16 protein-coding genes and 1 riboswitch are annotated in these 18,303 nt (G+C 43.2%); of the genes, 14 read left to right on the top strand and 2 right to left on the bottom strand.

Features of this window, described 5'->3' with window-relative positions:
- Positions 1–103 precede the first annotated feature (103 nt).
- The 3 genes from AC37HE_RS06850 to AC37HE_RS06840 all read left to right on the top strand — a co-directional run bounded on the left by AC37HE_RS06850 (position 104) and on the right by AC37HE_RS06840 (position 3,736).
- Positions 104–1,228, top strand: a complete 1,125-nt coding sequence (locus AC37HE_RS06850) for a sialidase family protein (RefSeq protein ID WP_500782058.1) — start codon at positions 104–106, stop codon at positions 1,226–1,228.
- A 68-nt stretch (positions 1,229–1,296) separates the two neighbouring features.
- Entirely contained in the window at positions 1,297–2,205 is a 909-nt protein-coding gene (locus tag AC37HE_RS06845) for a dihydrodipicolinate synthase family protein (RefSeq protein ID WP_500782057.1), read from the top strand.
- Between the two features lie 46 nt (positions 2,206–2,251).
- On the top strand, positions 2,252–3,736 hold the full coding sequence (locus AC37HE_RS06840; RefSeq protein WP_500782056.1) for a sodium:solute symporter family protein: 1,485 nt from the start codon (positions 2,252–2,254) through the stop codon (positions 3,734–3,736).
- On the opposite strand, the gene AC37HE_RS06835 is transcribed toward AC37HE_RS06840, so the two are convergent.
- On the bottom strand, positions 3,733–6,549 hold the full coding sequence (locus tag AC37HE_RS06835) for a PAS domain S-box protein (RefSeq protein ID WP_500782055.1): 2,817 nt from the start codon (positions 6,547–6,549) through the stop codon (positions 3,733–3,735). The two genes, AC37HE_RS06840 and AC37HE_RS06835, sit on opposite strands and share 4 nt — an antisense overlap.
- A 331-nt stretch (positions 6,550–6,880) precedes the next feature.
- On the opposite strand from AC37HE_RS06835, the gene AC37HE_RS06830 reads away from it, so the two are divergent.
- The 11 genes from AC37HE_RS06830 (at position 6,881) to AC37HE_RS06780 (ending at position 18,037) form a co-directional block, all read left to right on the top strand.
- Entirely contained in the window at positions 6,881–8,884 is a 2,004-nt protein-coding gene (locus AC37HE_RS06830; RefSeq protein ID WP_500782054.1) for a fructose-1,6-bisphosphatase, read from the top strand.
- Positions 8,885–8,979: 95 nt separating this feature from the next.
- The gene (locus AC37HE_RS06825) at positions 8,980–9,774 is read left to right on the top strand and encodes a polysaccharide deacetylase family protein (RefSeq protein WP_500782053.1); all 795 of its coding nucleotides are present in this window, start codon (positions 8,980–8,982) and stop codon (positions 9,772–9,774) included.
- Positions 9,775–9,820: 46 nt separating this feature from the next.
- On the top strand, positions 9,821–11,107 hold the full coding sequence (locus AC37HE_RS06820) for an acetylxylan esterase (RefSeq protein WP_500782052.1): 1,287 nt from the start codon (positions 9,821–9,823) through the stop codon (positions 11,105–11,107).
- A gap of 60 nt (positions 11,108–11,167) precedes the next feature.
- A riboswitch (TPP riboswitch) is annotated at positions 11,168–11,265 on the top strand.
- Positions 11,266–11,371: 106 nt separating this feature from the next.
- Positions 11,372–12,169, top strand: coding sequence for a hydroxyethylthiazole kinase (gene thiM / locus AC37HE_RS06815; protein ID WP_500782051.1), 798 nt, complete (start codon positions 11,372–11,374; stop codon positions 12,167–12,169).
- 2 nt (positions 12,170–12,171) lie between these two features.
- Positions 12,172–12,795, top strand: a complete 624-nt coding sequence (thiE, locus tag AC37HE_RS06810; protein ID WP_500782050.1) for a thiamine phosphate synthase — start codon at positions 12,172–12,174, stop codon at positions 12,793–12,795.
- 11 nt (positions 12,796–12,806) lie between these two features.
- On the top strand, positions 12,807–13,454 hold the full coding sequence (locus AC37HE_RS06805) for a TenA family protein (RefSeq protein ID WP_500782049.1): 648 nt from the start codon (positions 12,807–12,809) through the stop codon (positions 13,452–13,454).
- Positions 13,455–13,476: 22 nt separating this feature from the next.
- Positions 13,477–14,478 (top strand): thiamine-phosphate kinase, encoded by a 1,002-nt coding sequence (gene thiL / locus AC37HE_RS06800; RefSeq protein ID WP_500782048.1) that lies wholly within the window; start codon positions 13,477–13,479, stop codon positions 14,476–14,478.
- 46 nt (positions 14,479–14,524) lie between these two features.
- A complete protein-coding gene (gene thiD, locus AC37HE_RS06795; protein ID WP_500782047.1) occupies positions 14,525–15,340 on the top strand; it encodes a bifunctional hydroxymethylpyrimidine kinase/phosphomethylpyrimidine kinase in 816 nt (271 codons plus the stop codon).
- 309 nt (positions 15,341–15,649) lie between these two features.
- The gene (locus AC37HE_RS06790; RefSeq protein WP_500782046.1) at positions 15,650–16,450 is read left to right on the top strand and encodes a hypothetical protein; all 801 of its coding nucleotides are present in this window, start codon (positions 15,650–15,652) and stop codon (positions 16,448–16,450) included.
- A 268-nt stretch (positions 16,451–16,718) separates the two neighbouring features.
- Positions 16,719–17,330 (top strand): alpha-ketoglutarate-dependent dioxygenase AlkB family protein, encoded by a 612-nt coding sequence (locus AC37HE_RS06785; protein ID WP_500782045.1) that lies wholly within the window; start codon positions 16,719–16,721, stop codon positions 17,328–17,330.
- 359 nt (positions 17,331–17,689) lie between these two features.
- Entirely contained in the window at positions 17,690–18,037 is a 348-nt protein-coding gene (locus AC37HE_RS06780) for a hypothetical protein (RefSeq protein ID WP_500782044.1), read from the top strand.
- 40 nt (positions 18,038–18,077) lie between these two features.
- Here AC37HE_RS06780 and AC37HE_RS06775 read toward each other — a convergent pair.
- A partial coding sequence (locus tag AC37HE_RS06775; RefSeq protein WP_500782043.1) for a hypothetical protein occupies positions 18,078–18,303 on the bottom strand: 226 nt, incomplete at its 5' end.

Below are 18,303 nucleotides of genomic sequence, written 5' to 3'. Positions count from 1 at the left end.
TTTGGTTAATATCTGCTAAAGAGTTCTCCTTTCGAATTTGTTTTTTTGCAATAGAAACAGGAGTTTTACGTTTTCGAACTGTAAACGTTTTCACGGAAAGACAATGAAAAGATACTGGAATTTATTTTTGTTAATATTTATACTGGGAGCAACCGTGAGTTGCACCAAAGAGCGGACTTATAAAGAGGGGATCGTTAAAGAAGAATTTATTTTCGTTTTTCAGGGAGCACCCTTTAGATCACCCCATGCTGCCACGATTGCAGAAACACCTGATGGAACCTTGGTTGCGTCGTGGTTCGGTGGGACTTATGAGCGGGAACCGGATTGCTGTATTTATGTCGCCCGTAATGAAAATGGTCATTGGACAGCCCCCGAAAATGTAGCCAATGGTATTGTAAATGATACACTTCGCTACCCGACATGGAATCCGGTTTTGTTTCAGGTTCCGGATGGTGAGTTGCAATTATACTACAAGATCGGACCTAATCCACGGGATTGGTGGGGGATGAAGATGACTTCAAATGATGGTGGAAAAACCTGGTCGAAACCAGCGCATTTGCCGGATGGAATCATCGGGCCTATTAAGAATAAGCCGGTGTTTGTCGATGGTAAAATTATTTCACCGACCAGTACTGAAAAAGATGGCTGGCGGGTTCATTTTGAAATTTCGGATGACCTTGGGAAAACCTGGCGAAAAACAGCACCGGTTAATGATGGCTATAAAATTTGCGCCATTCAGCCAAGTGTCCTGAAATATGCAGATGGTCGTTTGCAGGCATTGTGTCGTAGTAAGAACCGGGCTATTTTGCAAACCTGGTCAACTGATGGTGGTGAAACCTGGTCAAAAATGACGAAGACCAGTTTGCCTCAAAATAACTCGGGAACCGATGCCGTAACATTGGCCGACGGACGACAGTTGTTGGTTTACAACCACGTGTTGCCTCCCGACGGTAAATATAAAGGCGTGCGTACACCACTGAATGTTGCGGTATCGGAAGATGGTGAACATTGGTCGGCAGCTTTGGTGTTGGAAGACACGCCTGACTCAAAATTTTCTTACCCGGCAGTGATTCAAACGAGCGATGGACTGGTCCATATTCTCTATACCTGGAACCGGATAAAAATAAAGCACATTGTTGTTGACCCGAAGAAACTGGTGTTGACGCCAATTGTAGACGGGCAATGGCCGGGTACCAAAAATGATAAAGAGCAAGCAGCCGATAATTAATGTTTTAGACTGCTTCGATATAAATCAACCTTCTTATTGGGATATATAACATGAAACCAAATTTTTCAATGCCATTAAAAGGGATTGTACCTCCATTGGTAACTCCCTTATTGGATAATGACACACTTGATGTTGATGGTCTGGAACGATTAATTGAACATACGATTTCAGGTGGAGTCCACGCCCTGTTTCTATTGGGTACAACGGGCGAATTTGCCAGTCTAAGTTACAAGATTCGGGAGGAGCTGATCCGCTTAAGTTGCCAATTTACAAAAGGCCGGATTCCGGTATTGGTCGGTATTTCTGATTCAGCTTTTACCGAGAGTTTAAACCTGGCACATAAGGCTGCGCAATACGGAGCTGATGCGGTCGTAATCACCCCTCCTTATTATTTCTCTTCGGGGCAACCTGAATTGCTCGAATATTTGAAACGGATTATGGCACAAATGCCACTGCCACTGTTTATCTACAACATGCCTGTTCATACCAAAGTGATGTTTGCACCGGAGACCGTACGTGCTGCGGCTGAAATTCCCGGAATTATCGGCATGAAAGACAGTTCGGCAAACCTGGCCTATTTTAACCAGGTACAGCATCTGCTGAAACACCGCCCTGATTTTACCTTTATGGTTGGTCCGGAAGAAATTACTGCTGAGTTTGTCATGATGGGAGGTCACGGTGGTGTAAATGGAGGTGCGAATATGTTTCCAAAACTCTATGTCGATTTGTATAACGCAGCTGCGGCACACGATATGCCTAAGGTGATGGCATTGCGCGATAAGGTGATGCAAATTAGTACCACTATTTACAATGTTGGTCAATTTGGTTCCAGTTATCTGAAAGGACTGAAGTGTGCGCTTTCAGTTATGGGAATTTGCAACGATTTTATGGCTGAACCTTTTCATCGCTTTAACGAACCCGAACGAAAAATAGTCCAGGAAGCACTGGAAAAATTAGATTATAAGTCACTTCTTTAAACCTACGAAAACAATAAAACCTTCAAACCTAAACTGAAATAAAAGCATGAGTAAGCTGGATGTCATCGTATTTATAGCCTATTTGCTCGGGATTGTCTTATTTGGAAGTTCGTTTTACCGAAAAAATAAATCGGCTGAAGCGTATACCATGGGTAACCAACGAATTCCAACCTGGGTTGTATCGTTATCCATATTTGCAACTTTTGTGAGTAGCATAAGCTACCTGGCCTTGCCCGGTCAAGCTTATTTAACCAATTGGAATGCATTTGCATTCAGTTTGTCCATTCCTTTTGCGTCTTATATGGCAGTGCGCTTTTTTGTTCCGTTATATCGGTCCATCAACAGTCCATCGGCTTATACTTACCTTGAGATGCGTTTTGGTCGTTGGGCTAAAACCTATGTTTCTGTGATGTATTTGTTGACTCAGTTGATGCGGGCAGGGACTATTTTGTTTTTGCTGGCCTTAATGGTTCACACCTTGCTGGATTGGAATATGACGACGATTATTATTGTTACGGGCTTTAGCGTGATGCTTTATTCGTTGTTAGGCGGTATTCAGGCCGTGGTTTGGACGGATGCGATCCAGGCGATCATTCTGATTTTGGGGGCGTTTTTATGTATTGGAACGCTGATATTTGAAATGCCTGATGGTGTTGGACAGGTTTTTAAGATTGCAGCTGAAAATGATAAGTTTAGTTTAGGAAGCTTTAGTTTGGATTTAACGAGTTCGACCTTTTGGGTGGTTTTGATTTATGGAATCTTTATCAATTTGCAGAACTATGGGATTGATCAAAACTATATTCAACGTTACATGACTTCCGGCTCTAAGCGTGAAGCGCAAAAATCAGCTTTGGTGGGTGGTTTGTTGTATGTTCCGGTTTCTGCTATGTTCTTATTTATTGGAACAGCGCTTTTTGCTTTTTATAAGCAGAATGCTGGTTTGCTGCCAGAAGGAACTCCGGCCGATAAAGTATTTCCCTGGTTTATTGCGAATCAGTTGCCGGTTGGATTAACCGGTTTTCTGATTGCCTCTGTTTTTGCCGCTGGAATGAGTACAATCTCTACGAGTATTAACAGCTCTGCTACTGTAATTCTAACAGACTTTTTTAAACAATCGTCGGGGGCGTGGAAGAGGAATATCTCGATGCAGATTCTTTATTTGGCTTCATTCATTTTTAGTGTGCTGAGTATTGGCGTGGCACTGGCCATGATCAATGTGCAAAGTGCATTGGATGCGTGGTGGAAATTGGCTTCCATTTTTAGTGGTGGTATGCTCGGACTTTTCCTGTTGGGTTATCTATCGAAGAAGGTAACCAGCAAGGCTGCTGTTTGGGGTGTAGTAGGCGGTGTTTTAATCATTGGCTGGATGAGTCTTTCGCCAATTTGGTTCCCACAATGGGGACTCGAAGCTTATGCCAGTCCGTTCCATAGCTATTTGTCAATTGTGTTTGGAACAGTGGCAATTTTCATTGTTGGCTTTTTATTGGGGCATGTTCTTAATCGGGCGATTAAAAAGTCACCAGTTGTTTAGCTGACCGGAACTCGGAAGGTGAAGCTTGAGCCTTTACCCGGTTCTGATGCTAAGCTGATGGTACCGCCCATTTGCTCAACCAGTTTTTTCGATATTGAAAGGCCTAACCCTGTTCCTCCATAGGTACGGGTGGTGGAATCTTCAACCTGTCGGAAGCGTTCGAATATGTCTTGTTGCTGTGCATTGCTGATTCCGATACCGGTATCTTCCACAAAAAAGACCACATTACCATTCTCAATAGATCTGGCTCCAAAATTGATTTCGCCTTCCTCCGTAAATTTGATGGCGTTGCTTATCAGGTTCGTGAATATCTGGTTGAAACGGACTTTATCGGTATGAATAGAAACACTGGTTGGAGGAACAAAATAGTTGAGCTTGAGGTGCGTTTTATCGTATTTCTTAAGCAATTGTTTTGAAATGGTATATAGCTCATGGATAACCGGTTGAATATTGAAGTGGATGTTGTTAAAAATCAACTGTCCGGTTTCAATCTTAGAGATATCCAAAATATCATTAATAACCTGCAGCAGATTATCGGAGCTTTGAGAAAGAATGGTAGAAAAGCGCTGCCGGGTTTCTTGATCTACTTCTTCTTCGATCAGTAAGTTGGTGAATCCCAGAATAACATTCAGCGGAGTCCTGATTTCGTGGCTCATGTTTGCCAGGAAGGCTGATTTTAAGCGGTCACTTTCTTCTGCTTTCTCTTTAGCGTCTTTCAGGTCGGATATAATTTCCTTCTTCTCAGTTATATCTTCTTTAATTCCAATGTAGTGTGTAATTTGTCCTTTCTTGTCAACGAGTGACGATATTTGCGCATTTTCCCAAAACAACTCACCGTTTTTTCGTTTGTTCAGGATTTCACCCTTCCATTCCTTGCCGGCAGTAATAGTCTGCCACATATCGGTATAGAATTCGCGAGAATGATGTCCTGACTTTAGAATCGATGGCGTTTTGCCAATCACTTCATCCCAGGTAAAGCCTGATACTTCGGTGAATTTGGGGTTTAAATAAGTAATTTCTCCTTTGTTGTTTGTAATGACCGTACTAACAGGACTTTGCTCTATGGCGCGTCCAAGGAGCTGCAGAGAGTGCTCTGCTTTTTTACGCTCTGTAATATCCTGGTAGATTGCTAAATACTCGGGCTGGTCATCCCAGAAGATGATTTTACGCTTTACAAGCACATTTCTGATTTGCTCTCGTCTCGTAATAATTTCGATTTCATATTCCGAGTCTGTCTCAATTCCTTGTTTGCGTTTGAGTTTCCTTTTTTCGTGTTCATGCAAACTTTTTTCGGTATACCGGAGGGATGTTGGTGTTTGGTTAAACTCCTCTTCGCTATCGAATTCATAGAGCTCTAAAAAGGCATTGTTCGTATATTGAGTTTCTCCTTTATTCGAAATAATTCGCATGCCCAAAGGAAACTCATCCATGGTTCTATGAAAGTTTTGGTGGGACTGAATTAATTCTCGTTCGGCATTTTTTCGCTCATCAATATCCACGATTGTTCCAATGTAACCTGTCAGGTTTTCATTTTCGTCGAATTCAGGCACAGCAACACCCATAACCCATTTCTCGGAACCATCTTTTCTTGAGAATCGGTATTCGATTTCAGATCGATTTTGGGTTTCAGTTGCTTGTGCCCAACCTTCAGTAATTTTTTTACGGTCAGCCGGATGTACTGCTTTTAGCCATCCGTCGCCTAATGCTTCTTCGAAATCGAGCCCGCTTATTTCGCTCCATTTCGGATTAACATAGCTTGTGTAGCCATCTGGCTTGGTTCTGAAAATACCAACAGGTGATTGCTCCGTCAGTGAATAATAGAGGCGTTCGCTTGCCGATAATTTTCGCCGCAAATTTCGTTCTTGTGTTTGGTCCCGGAATGAAAGAACCAAGCCTGTGACAATGCCTAAACTGTCTTTGATAGGCGAAGCTCCGATGCTGATAGGTGTTTGCGCTCCTTTTGCTGATAAAAGCAGGTAAATGTTCGGGAAACGAAATGCTCGTTCTTCACTCAGAATTTTCTGAAATGGAAAATTGATTTGTTCCGATGTATTTTCGTTGATCAACCGGATGAGGTCATCGACTGGTTTACCAATGGCATCGAGCTCTTCGTAACCCGTGAGTGCTATAGCCATTGGGTTTATAAAGGTGATTATCCTTTTTTCATTGGTTGTAATAATTGCGTTGTCGATACTATGGAGCGTGGATCGGTAAGTCGCCTCTCTTTTATATAGTTCAATTTCAGTGTTGACTCTGTTACTTTCATTTCGTAGTACCAAAGCCATAATGAGCGTTGCTACCGGAAATACGATAAGTACAGGTTTCCATATTTGCTGAATAACATGGAAGGCGGTTTCAGATGGTAAAAGGAACTGGCAAGCTAACATCGCAAGATGGACTACCACTCCTAATAAATAGAATGCAAGGGCCGGAATCCGATGAGTTTGATTTTTATATAACCGGCGAAAAAGCATTCCCATGGCTGTTGTCAGAATAATGGTCGATATACCGGCGTAAACACCATCGCCTCCAAGGTATAGCCGATAGATAAAAGCCATGATCATGGAGATGAGGCCAGAAATATAGCCGCCAAATATGCAGGAAAGTGCCAGGACGACTGAACGGCCATCGTAAAAGATCCCGGGAGAGATTGTCACCGGAATATTCATGCTAATGATGGTTATCCCTCCAAACAGGAGCCCCGCAAGGACCGGCTGAGGCACAACCCCGGATTCTTTACTTCTGGAAACAAAGCTGAAGAGAACCGTTAGTGTTATAAGTAAGGTCGAGTTTAAAATAAGCTCGTAAATCATCGTTTGGAAGCTTTCTTTATTGAGTTCTTTTTAAATCATAAAGTTGGCGAGAAAATTACAATTAAATTTTAAAGAGATAAAACTTATGATTTTAAAAAGGATCATGTATTCGAAAAACCCTAAAAATTAGTGTTCGAACACTACTTCCTTATTCCGCGGAAACTCGACGGAGTTTATATTTGTTCAGCAACATTTCGGTCTTATGCTTATGCCGTTAATTTTATCAAGAATTTCAGGGGCTATTTAAATTCAAAAAAGAAGATGTTTGCTATCTTGTAGGGTCCAATCGATACGGATTCGATAATTGTAGTAACTAAATATTTTTTACAAAATGGTTTTAGATTACAAAAGAAGTAAATCATTGCAAGATGATTTTAATGTTGATGAGTTTAAGCACCTTAATTTACTTGCTGAAAAATTCCCGACGGTACAGTCTGTATGTACTGAAATTATAAATCTCGAATCAATTTTAAACCTTCCCAAGGGAACTGAACATTTTTTGACAGATATACATGGAGCCTACGAGACCTTTAGCCATGTTTTGCGAAATGCATCGGGAATGGTTCGAAAAAAAATTGAAACTGTTTACCAGTATTCGCTGGATGAAAAAACGAAACGTCAATTAGCCACATTGATCTACTATCCGGAGGAGAAGCTCGAAATTATTACCAAGGAGGAAGAAGATCTGGAAGGTTGGTATGCTGTTACCTTATTACGGTTGATTGAAGTAGCTAAAGTTTCGGCCGATAAGTACACGCGGTCGAAAGTACGTAAGGCAATGCCTGAAGATTTTGCCTATATTATTGACGAATTACTGAATGAGCGAAATGCAAAAAAGGAGCAATATTACAATAGCATAATAAAATCGATCATCGATGTTGACCGGGCGAATTCCTTTATCATCGCGATCAGTAAATTTATTCAGCGGTTGCTGATTGATCGTTTGCACATAATTGGCGATATTTTTGACCGTGGTCCGCATGCCGATAAAGTAATGGATGTGATCCAGAACCATCATTCGGTGGATATTCAGTGGGGAAATCATGATATTCTGTGGATGGCCGCAGCCTCGGGTATTCGGGCCAGCATATCTGGTGTAATCCGGATTAGTGCCCGCTATGATAACCTGGCGACTTTGGAAGATGCTTATGGTATCAACCTACTTCCTTTGGCAACATTTGCCTTGAAGACTTATGCCGATGATCCTTGTGAAGCATTTATCCCAATCAATACACCTGCTGAAAATACCGGTTCAACACAAGTTAAGCTGACCAGCAAAATGCATAAAGCGATCATGATTTTGGAGATGAAGCTTAATGGGGAGATTATCCGACGAAATCCGGAGATGCATATGGACGACCGTTTATTGCTGGATAAAATCGACTATACAAAAGGAACAATTACAATTGATGGCCGCGAATTGGAATTAACGGATAAAAATTTCCCGACGATTGATCCTAAAAATCCGTATCAGTTGACCGCTGAGGAAAAAGATTTGGCAGAAAAGCTTCGGTTCTCCTTCCTGAACAGTGAACGGCTGCAACGTCATGTGAAGACCTTATTCACCAAGGGAAGTACGTTTTTAACTTATAATTCCAACTTATTATATCACGGATGCATTCCCCTTGATGATGACGGTAATTTTAAGGAAGTTGTCATTCATGGAAAACCCTATAAAGGGAAAGAGCTTTGTGAACAATTCGATCAGGTATCGCGGCGGGCTTATTACAATCGGGAAAGACAAGATAAACGTAGTCGCGATCGCGATTATATGTGGTACTTGTGGAGCGGTGCCGATTCTCCCTTGTTTGGAAAAAAGAAGATGGCCACCTTTGAACGTTATTTCCTGAATGATAAGGATTCCCAGTACGAAGCCAGCAATAAATATTATAAACTGCGGGATGATCAAGAGACCTGTAAACGGATTTTGGAAGAGTTTGGTCTCGATCCGGAGAAGTCGCACATTGTTAACGGACATGTGCCGGTAAAAGTTGGAAAAGGCGAGAGCCCGGTAAAGGCTGATGGTAAGCTATTTGTTATCGACGGAGGAATGTCGAAACCCTATCAAAAAGTAACAGGCATTGCCGGTTATACCTTGATCTATGATTCATATAGCCTGATTCTGGCAGAACATGCTCCTTTCGAATCAAGTAGAAATGCTATTCAGGAAGAGATTGATATTGTTTCAACCCGAAGTATGATTGAGCGGGCAACCGATCGCATACTTGTCGGTGATACCGATAACGGAATCGATATTAAAAATCAAATTCAGGATTTGAATCGTCTTTTGGAGGCGTATCGAAAAGGAATCGTGAAAGTGAAAAGTGTTAGGTAGGATTGAATCTTGACCTCTGGGATCAATGAAGATCGCACAGTTTTTGTAAACTGATAATTGCTGTATCTTTGAAGATCGCTCAATTTCTACGAATTATGAAAACGCTACTACTTACGATTACATTTTTGGTTTGGTGTACACCTTTTCTAAAAGCACAAAAGATCCTGAAAAAAGAAATTCCTGATCGGCTGGTTGTATTAACTTTTGACGATGCTACGGCCAGCCAGTATGCTACTGTTGCTCCCTTGCTGAAGCAATATGGCTTCGGGGCAACTTTCTTTATTTGTGAGTTCCCTCCCAATTTTGCGGATTCCACAAAGTACATGAACTGGAGGCAGATTCGTGAACTGGATCAAATGGGATTTGAAATTGCCAATCATACCCGTCATCATGAACACATTAATAGTCTGAAAAAGGATAAAGCACTGGAGGTCCTGCATTATATTGACGAAAAATGTGATTCAATGGGCATTGCAAAACCAATCGATTTTGCCTATCCTGGTTATGGGTTAAACCAATCGGCCTTAGATATTCTGAAGGAGGAGGGCTACAAGTTTGCTCGTGCCGGAGGAAGTCGTCCATACAACCCGCTAACCGATCACCCGCTGCTGGTTCCGAGTTGGGCATGCAATGCGGAGAATAAAGCTGAAATTATGCAGGCTTTTACTGAGGCTAAGGATGGGAAAATTGTGGTGCTTACAATTCATGGCGTGCCCGATGCCGAGCATCCCTGGGTAACAACACCGCCAGAGCTTTTCAAAGAATACCTGGAATATCTGTCCCAAAACGATTATCATGTTATTGCCCTTCGCGACTTGTTGCAATTTGTTGATGTGAAGGAGGCGACGAAAGAAATTAAACCGGATTTCGGGCTCACACTGAAAAATTAATTACTACAATTCTATAAATTAATCAATGATGATGAAAAGAATAAGCATGCTTGTACTTTTTGTACTAAGCTTTTGCCTTAGCCGTGCGGAGAATTATCCCTATCGGAGTGACGTGCTGTGGGTGACAACGCCAAACCACGCGGACTGGCTTTATAAAACGAAAGAAAAGGCCACAGTTACTGTTGCTTTGTACCGATACGGAATGCTGCAGGATGGCGTGGAGATTAAGTATAGTATTGGTCCGGAGTTAAGACCGGCCGAGGATGAAGGAACTGTGAAGTTAAAAAAGGGGCAGGCAACAATTTCGTTGGGAACAATGAAAGAACCGGGATTTAAAGATTGCCGGTTAACAGTGACCTTCAATGGGAAAGAATTTAAGCACCATATAAAAGTTGGCTTTTCACCCGAAAAATTAAAACCATACACCCAATTGCCGGATGATTTTACGGCTTTCTGGGACCAGGCAAAGGCCGAGGCTGAGAAATGCCCAATGAAGGTTGAAAAGACTTTTGTTCCTGAGTTTTCGAGCGATAAAGTTGACTGCTACCTGGTGAAATTGCAGGCTTACGAAAAGAATGCTTTTGTGTATGGCTACCTGACCATACCTAAAAAGGCAGGAAAATTTCCGGTTGTTTTCTCTCCTCCGGGAGCTGGTATAAAACCCATGGATCCAACTAAACACCTGTTTTATGCTGAAAGTGGTTACATCCGTTTCGATATGGAGATCCATGGCATTCGGCCCGATTTAGAGAAGGATCGCTATACGGAAATCAGTCGTGCATTCGGCAAGGCAAACAACAGCTATTTGACCAACGGGCTTGACAATAGAGATAATTACTACATGAAAAAGGTTTATCTAAGTTGCGTGCGTGCGATCGATTACCTGACCTCGTTGCCGGAATGGGATGGTAAAAATGTGATTGCTCAGGGTGGAAGCCAGGGAGGCGCTTTGTCCCTGATCACAACAGCCTTGGATGATCGTGTAACCTTGTGTGCTGCCAATCACCCGGCATTGAGTGATATGGCTGCGTTTAAAGCAGGCCGTGCAGCTGGTTATCCGCATTTCGATCTTTATTTTAATGGCATGGATACGCCGGAAAAGATAAAGACAATGGCTTATTACGATGTGGTCAACTTTGCCCGGTTCATCAAAGTTCCGGTTTTCATGACTTGGGGATATAACGACAACGTTTGTCCGCCAACAACCAGTTATGCTGTTTACAATACCTTGACCAGCCCGAAGGAAGCCTTGTTGACTCCGGTAAATGAACATTGGGTATCTGAAGAAACAAGACATGTTATTTTAGACTGGATTTCATCGAAACTTAAATAGTCAGTTGGACACTTAACTCGTTTCCCAAGGATGATTGTTGCAAATTATCTTTACCTTTGCGCATCTCGTTGGGGGTGTCAGGCGATTGCCTGTCTGAGATCATACTCCGTGAACCTGAAATGTATCATAACAGCGTAGGGAAACGAGGATTGTAAAAAATCCAGATTTTGTAATATACAAGCCGTTTTCACTTCCTGTGAGGCGGCTTTTTTTTGGCCTTCCGCAGATGATCGTTTCAAAATTTTTGAACCATTAAAATTTGAAATGATGATTACAGTAAAATCAATCAGCGCCGATTTGGCTGCAGTACGCGAAAAATCTCCTTTAGTGCATAACATCACCAACTTTGTGGTTATGAATAATACGGCCAATGCCTTGCTGGCTATTGGAGCATCGCCTGTAATGGCTCATGCCGTGGAGGAAGTGAAGGATATGGTCAATATTGCCTCCGCCTTAGTGATTAACATGGGAACCTTGAACCCCGATTGGGTTTCAGGAATGATTGAAGCCGGAAAGGCTGCTACGTCGAAAGGTATTCCGGTGGTTTTCGATCCTGTTGGGGTTGGAGCTACACCATACCGCAACGAGGTGGCTGCACGTATTTTGGCTGATTGTAAGCCAACTTTCATCCGAGGCAATGCATCCGAGATTATGGCTTTGGCGAAGGAGAATATTGTAACCAAAGGTGTAGATAGCTCCGCGTCGAGCAATTCGGCGATTGAGGCTGCAAAGCGACTGGCCTTGGAGACAGGGGCCGTGGTTGTAATTAGCGGCCCTGAAGATTTTATTACCGATGGAACAGAAGTGCTTTCAACAAAGAACGGCTCGACAATGATGGCTCGTGTAACGGGCATGGGATGTACGGCAACTGCTGTACTGGGTGCTTTTGCCGGTGTAAATACGAATCGCATGGAAGCTGCAACGCATGCCATGGCTGTAATGAGTATTGCCGGGGAGATGGCTGCCAACAAAGCTGACGGACCGGGCACTTTACAGTTACACTTTCTGGATATGCTTTACAATTTAAGTGACGCGAATATTGCAGAAATCTATAAGTCGTAAGCATGAAAAACTTTGATTTAAGTTTATACCTGGTAACCGATCGGGGCTTGTCACTTGGTCGGCCGCTGGAGTACATTGTGGAGGAAGCAGTGAAAGGTGGCGTGACGATGGTGCAGTTGAGGGAGAAAGATTGCTCGTCGCTGGAGTTTTTCGAGCTCGGCCTTAAGCTGAAACAATTGCTTTCCCCCTTGAATATCCCATTGATTATTAATGATCGGTTGGACATTGCCCTGGCTGTTGAGGCTGATGGCTTGCACATCGGGCAGAGTGATCTACCCTGGCAAGTGGCTCGACAGCTGCTGGGACCGGATAAGATTCTGGGTTTGTCGGTTGAAAATATGGAGCAGGCAGAGGAAGCAAACCTCCTGGATATCGATTATGTTGGTGTTTCTCCGGTGTTTGCAACGCCTACCAAAACCGACACCTTTCAGCCTTTTGGTTTGGAGGGATTAAAAGAAGCTTGCCGAATAAGCAAATATCCGGCAGTAGCCATTGGCGGGATTAATGCGATGAATGCAGCTTCTATTATAGAGCAAGGGGCACAGGGAATTGCTGTTGTATCGGCCATTTCCTCGGCCGAGAGTCCGATGCTGGCCGCTAAAGATTTAAAAGAACGAATTCAATAAATTGATAGAAGATGACATGGAGTGAAAAGGCTTGGGCTGAATGTAAACCGGTCTTTGCTGAAATTCAAAAAATACCCTTTTTACATGAACTGATGAACGGGAGCTTGCCGCGGGAGAAGTTTTTATTCTACCTGCGACAGGATGCTTTTTACCTGGCAGAATACGGAAAGATCCTGGCTGCCATTGCTGCTCGTCTCGATCATAAAGAATTTCGGGAAGCTTTCCTGGGGTTTTCAGCTGATACTGTTGCTGTAGAGCAGGCATTACATCAATTTTACCTGAAAGATCAATCGGTTGAAGCAGAGCCGACACCTACCAATTTGCTTTATACCGGGCACATGTGGCGACAGTTGGCAAGTGCCTCAACCGAAGAAGCTTTAGCCTCTGTATTGCCTTGTTTTTGGGTGTACAAAGAAGTTGGTGATTTTATTCTCGCTAATCAAGCAGAAGGAGACAATCCTTACCAATCGTGGATTGATACCTACGGTGGTGATGAATTTGCCAAGGCTGTGGCTAAAGCACTATATATCTGCGATACCTACGCCGATAAGTGCACTTCGGCTCAACAGGAGCGCATGACACAAGCTTTCAAACTATCGTTTAAGATGGAATGGCTATTTTGGCAAAGCGCCTATGAATTGGAGAAGTGGCGTGTTTGATTGGTCAACTAAAGATTGAATCATGAAATTAAAAGAAATAGGGGAGTTTGGCTTTATCGATCGCTTTTCGGGATCGTTTAAAGAGCTGGTTACAAAAAATCTGACCGGCATTGGAGACGATTGTGCCATTTTGCCGATGAATGATGACGAAGATTTGTTGGTAACGACCGACCTGTTAATGGAGGATGTTCACTTTCTGCGTTCAGCCATCACTCCGGAGCAGCTGGGCTATAAGTCGGTTGCGGTAAACCTGAGTGATATTGCAGCGATGGGCGGAACTCCAATCGGAACCTTCCTGTCCATTGCTATTCCGCCGGATATGGATGTGGAATACCTGGATAAATTGATGGATGGTTACCATACTATTTCTCAAAAATACCAAGTGCCCCTGCTGGGAGGCGATACGACTAAATCAGTCAAGCATTTGGCGATTAATGTTTGCGTGCTGGGAACGATTAAAAAAGGACAGGCACGGATGCGCTCGATGGCACAAACCGGCGATATGGTTTGTGTAACCGGTCGTTTGGGCGACTCTGCCGGTGGCTTACAGGTTATTTTAGATGGACTTAATCAGTCCGAAGATCACAATTACCTGCTGGAGCGTCACCATCAGCCTGAACCGCGCTTACCCGAAGGAGCTTTTCTGGCTGCTAATGGTGGCGTGCATGCCATCATGGATATCTCAGATGGTATTGCGTCCGATCTGAAGCATATCCTGAAAGCATCTGCTAGATCAGCAAGGGTTGATTTGGATCAATTGCCGCTTTCGGATGAACTGAAGCGTGTTTCCCAAACTCAGGGCTGGAAGATTGATGAATTGGCCAGTGGTGGCGGGGAAGATTACGAATTGCTGTTTACGGTTGCTGCTGATCGGGTTGAGACTTTGCAAAACGCCTTTACCAGTCAGTTTGGAAAGTCCTTTACCGTTATTGGACAAATTGAAGAGGGGGAGCCCCAAATTCAGTGGTTACGAAACGGATGTGCTGTCGAGTTTAGCAAGGGTGGTTTTAATCATTTTGGATGATGAAGTTCCAAATTCCAAGTTCTAGGTTTCAAGTTTAAGAAAACACATGATGAGTTTAAATTATAAAAGAGTTTTAACGATCGCGGGAAGCGATCCAAGTGGAGGTGCCGGTATTCAGGCCGATTTGAAAACCATGTCGGCATGTGGTTGCTTTGGAACCAGCGCCATTACCGCAGTTGTCGATGAAAATACGGTGGGCGTATATGGTGTGCACCCAATTCCGGTTGACTTTGTGAAAGGCCAGATAAAATCGGTGTTAGACGATATTGGTGCCGATTCTATTAAAATTGGGATGCTGCATTCGTCGGAGTTAATCCGTGGAATTAAAGAGACACTGGAACCCTATCAAATTCGCAATATTGTGCTCGACCCGGTCATGGTCGCCACCTCGGGAGATAAGCTATTGCTGGATGAGGCCATTTCAACTTTGAAAAATGAATTGATACCAACCGTTCGGGTGATCACCCCAAATATTCCTGAAGCTGAAATTCTTTCCGGACAAAAGATTAGTTGCCAGGCTGATTTGCCCAAGGCTGTGAGAAGCATGTCTTGCGGAGGAAGGGTTTCCGTATTGTTGAAAGCCGGTCACCTGACAGAAGATGAGTTGACGGATATCTTCTATAATGCGGAGACCGACGAGCTGTTAGAGCTGAAATCGAAGCGTGTAAATACAAAAAATACACATGGAACCGGTTGCACATTCTCTTCAGCAGTAGCATCACAATTGGCCCAAGGGCTGGAGCTCAACGATGCGGTGAAGGCAGCCAAAGAATATATCAATAAAGCCATTGTCGACGGAGCTTCGTACAATATTGGCCGGGGACACGGACCGGTACACCACTTCCATCCATTCTGGAAATAGCAGCCCAGCAGGGGCTTTCTTGTCAAATCCTTCATGGATGGATCAGGAAGCTCCCTGACTTCATTTAATCCTGTTATTCATCACCGCTTTTTTCAAATTTTTGATTTGCCACTCGCTAAGGAGATCTGGTCGAGTACGATTGCTTATTTGTATTCCCGTAAAAATTATCGTCAATATTTATTGATTTTCGATATGATGTTTTATGATTATGTCGTAAATTGTATGGTAATCTACTTGGATGAGTGATAAATAGCGAAGGACTTAGACCAAGTTTTAAATAAATAGTTTAACAACGAAATACAAACTAAGATGATGATGAAAAAATTTGTTTCAGTCTTCGGAATCTTGCTATGCCTGGCAAGTATGCAAACTGTAATGGCGCAGGATGATGCTGCCGAGTTAGCTAAAAAGTTGTCGAACCCCATTGCGAGTTTGATCAGTGTTCCGCTTCAGAATAATACCGACTGGGGAATCGGGCCGAACAATGGTACACGCAATACCCTCAATATTCAACCGGTTGTTCCACTTTCAATTTCTGAAGACTGGAACCTGATTGCCCGCTGGGTACAGCCGGTAATTTCGCAGTATAACATTAGTGGCGCGGGTAGCCATCAGAATGGTTTGGGCGATGCTGTAGTAAGTGCTTTCTTTAGTCCGAAAGAAGCCAAAAACGGCATTACCTGGGGAGCTGGGCCAGTGCTGCTTGTCCCGGATGGATCGAAAAATCTTTCAGCCCATAAATTGGGCGTTGGTCCTACAGCGGTTGGTTTGTACCAGGGAAACGGGATGACCATTGGTGGCCTGATTAACCAGGTTTGGAGTATTGCCGGTGACAGTGACTACGGCGATGTTAGCTCCATGTTTATTCAGCCATTCTTCACCTATAACTGGGCCTCGGGTGCTGGCCTTGGTGCAAACTTTGAGATAACACAGAACTGGAAAGGCAATACCACAACAGTGTGGTTGAACCCGATTGCATCGGCAGTAACCAGCCTGGGCAAACAAAAAGCACAGTTTGCTATCGGCCCTCGCCTGAACCTGGCTGCACCTAAAGGTGCGAAAGCTGACTTAGGTGTTCGTGCGGTGTTTATTCTTTTGTTCCCCAAATAGACTCCTGAGTAAGAAATTGATTTAATCCTTCGCCGAATCAACGATAACGGCGGAGGATTTTTTGTGTGAAAGCCCCTTCGGAGTTTCGAGTTTCAAGACAACCCGATAACTCCGGATAACAACGACAACCTGATGTTCAGGCCATCTTCCACTTTCATCCCTTCTCCTGATTCCTTAGAATCAGGATTTTTTGTTGTATTCGGGGCTTGTGGTGAAAGCTGTTCAACCATTCTATCGTTCGAGCTGTTTATCCTGAAAAATAAGAGCGATGAACCTGTTTAGAACCTTACCAACGAGATCGGAAAACTTATTACCCTATGACGGAACCGTTGAATACTATGGCTGTGTGCTTGCGGTTGATGAAGCTACCGGTTATTTCAACCGCTTGTTAAAGGATATTGAATGGCGCAACGACGAAGCTATTCTGTTTGGTAAAAAGTTTGTGACCAAACGAAAAGTGGCCTGGTATGGCGATCGGCCTTTTCGGTACAGCTATTCCAATACCAGCAAGTTTGCCCTGCCCTGGAACGATGATTTGCTGGCCTTAAAGCATTTGTGCGAGAAGCAAAGCGGCGAAACCTACAACTCGTGCCTGCTTAACCTATACCACGATGGCAGCGAAACAATGGGCTGGCATGCCGACGGGGAAAAGGATCTGAAGCCCAACGGAGCAATTGCTTCCTTGTCGCTGGGGGCCGAGCGTAAGTTTTCGTTTAAGCATCAAGAAAGCAAAGAAACCCGCTCGTTGCTGCTGGAGCACGGCAGCCTGCTGGTGATGAAAGACGAAACACAAGCACACTGGCTGCATCGCCTGCCACCAACAAAGAAGGTTAGCACCGCCCGCATTAACCTGACCTTCCGAACCATTGTGGGGCAGTAGCAGAAATGCCCAAACTAATTATAGAAATATTAAAATACCGAAGCTTTTTTATTCATATTTGATTATAAAAGCATTCTTTTCGAGTTAAAAAGATTCTATATCGATTTATTAAAACTCGATATAGAAGTAAAAAGATCTGAAATGGAGTTTAAAGAATCGAAGTTGAATTTTTTAGATTCTAATTGAATCTAAAAAGTTTCGAAATCGGTGTTAAAAGGTTGGAAATAGAAGTTTAAATACGATAAATCAAAGTATAAAGCTACACTATAGGGTATTAATAAGTTGTAGTGTTGTATTTTTTAGTAAAAATAGCCGTAACTTATAGCTATGATCTGGTTCAAATTAAACAACGAATAGTTATGGAACATTTACCTGTTATGCAAATGATAAAACGAGAGGCCCGAAAGCAAAAGATCAGGGCTGTTGATGTGTCAAACCAGCTTGGCTTAAGTTACACTTCAGCACGAAGAATGTTTTTGCGTCCTACCATCCAGGTACAACGTCTTGCTGAGCTCTCGGAGATGTTTCAATACAACTTCTTTCGCGAATTAGCCCAAAAGCTACCTTACGATGAACCCCCTTGTGAGGGAGAGAACGGGGTGAACAGTATGAATGAAGAAATGGAAAAGCTGAAACGACGGATTTTGGAGCTGGAAATTGAAAACCGCACCTTGAAGGAGACTTTTCAGCAAGCTTTTAGACACTGATCGCGAAATCGACTTGAATCCAGAGTTGCAGCGGGCGAAGTTATTCCCCCTTCAAATATTTGCGTTTCAGGGTGTCGGCAAGTTCCCATTCGTCATTCCCGATAATTTTTCGTATTTCTTTAAGTGTCGCGGCGGCCCCTTCCATATCGCCATAGTAAATTTGGTAGATTGCAATTTGCAGCATAAGGTCGACACCTTGGTTGTCATTTTTTATAACGTTGAATGCTTGTCCCAGGTAGTCAAAAAACATATACATATTGCCGAAC

It is taken from the genome of Mangrovibacterium sp., assembly GCF_059905295.1.
The sequence above is the reverse complement of the archived record's forward strand: the minus strand, read 5'-3'. Positions and strand labels throughout refer to the sequence as shown.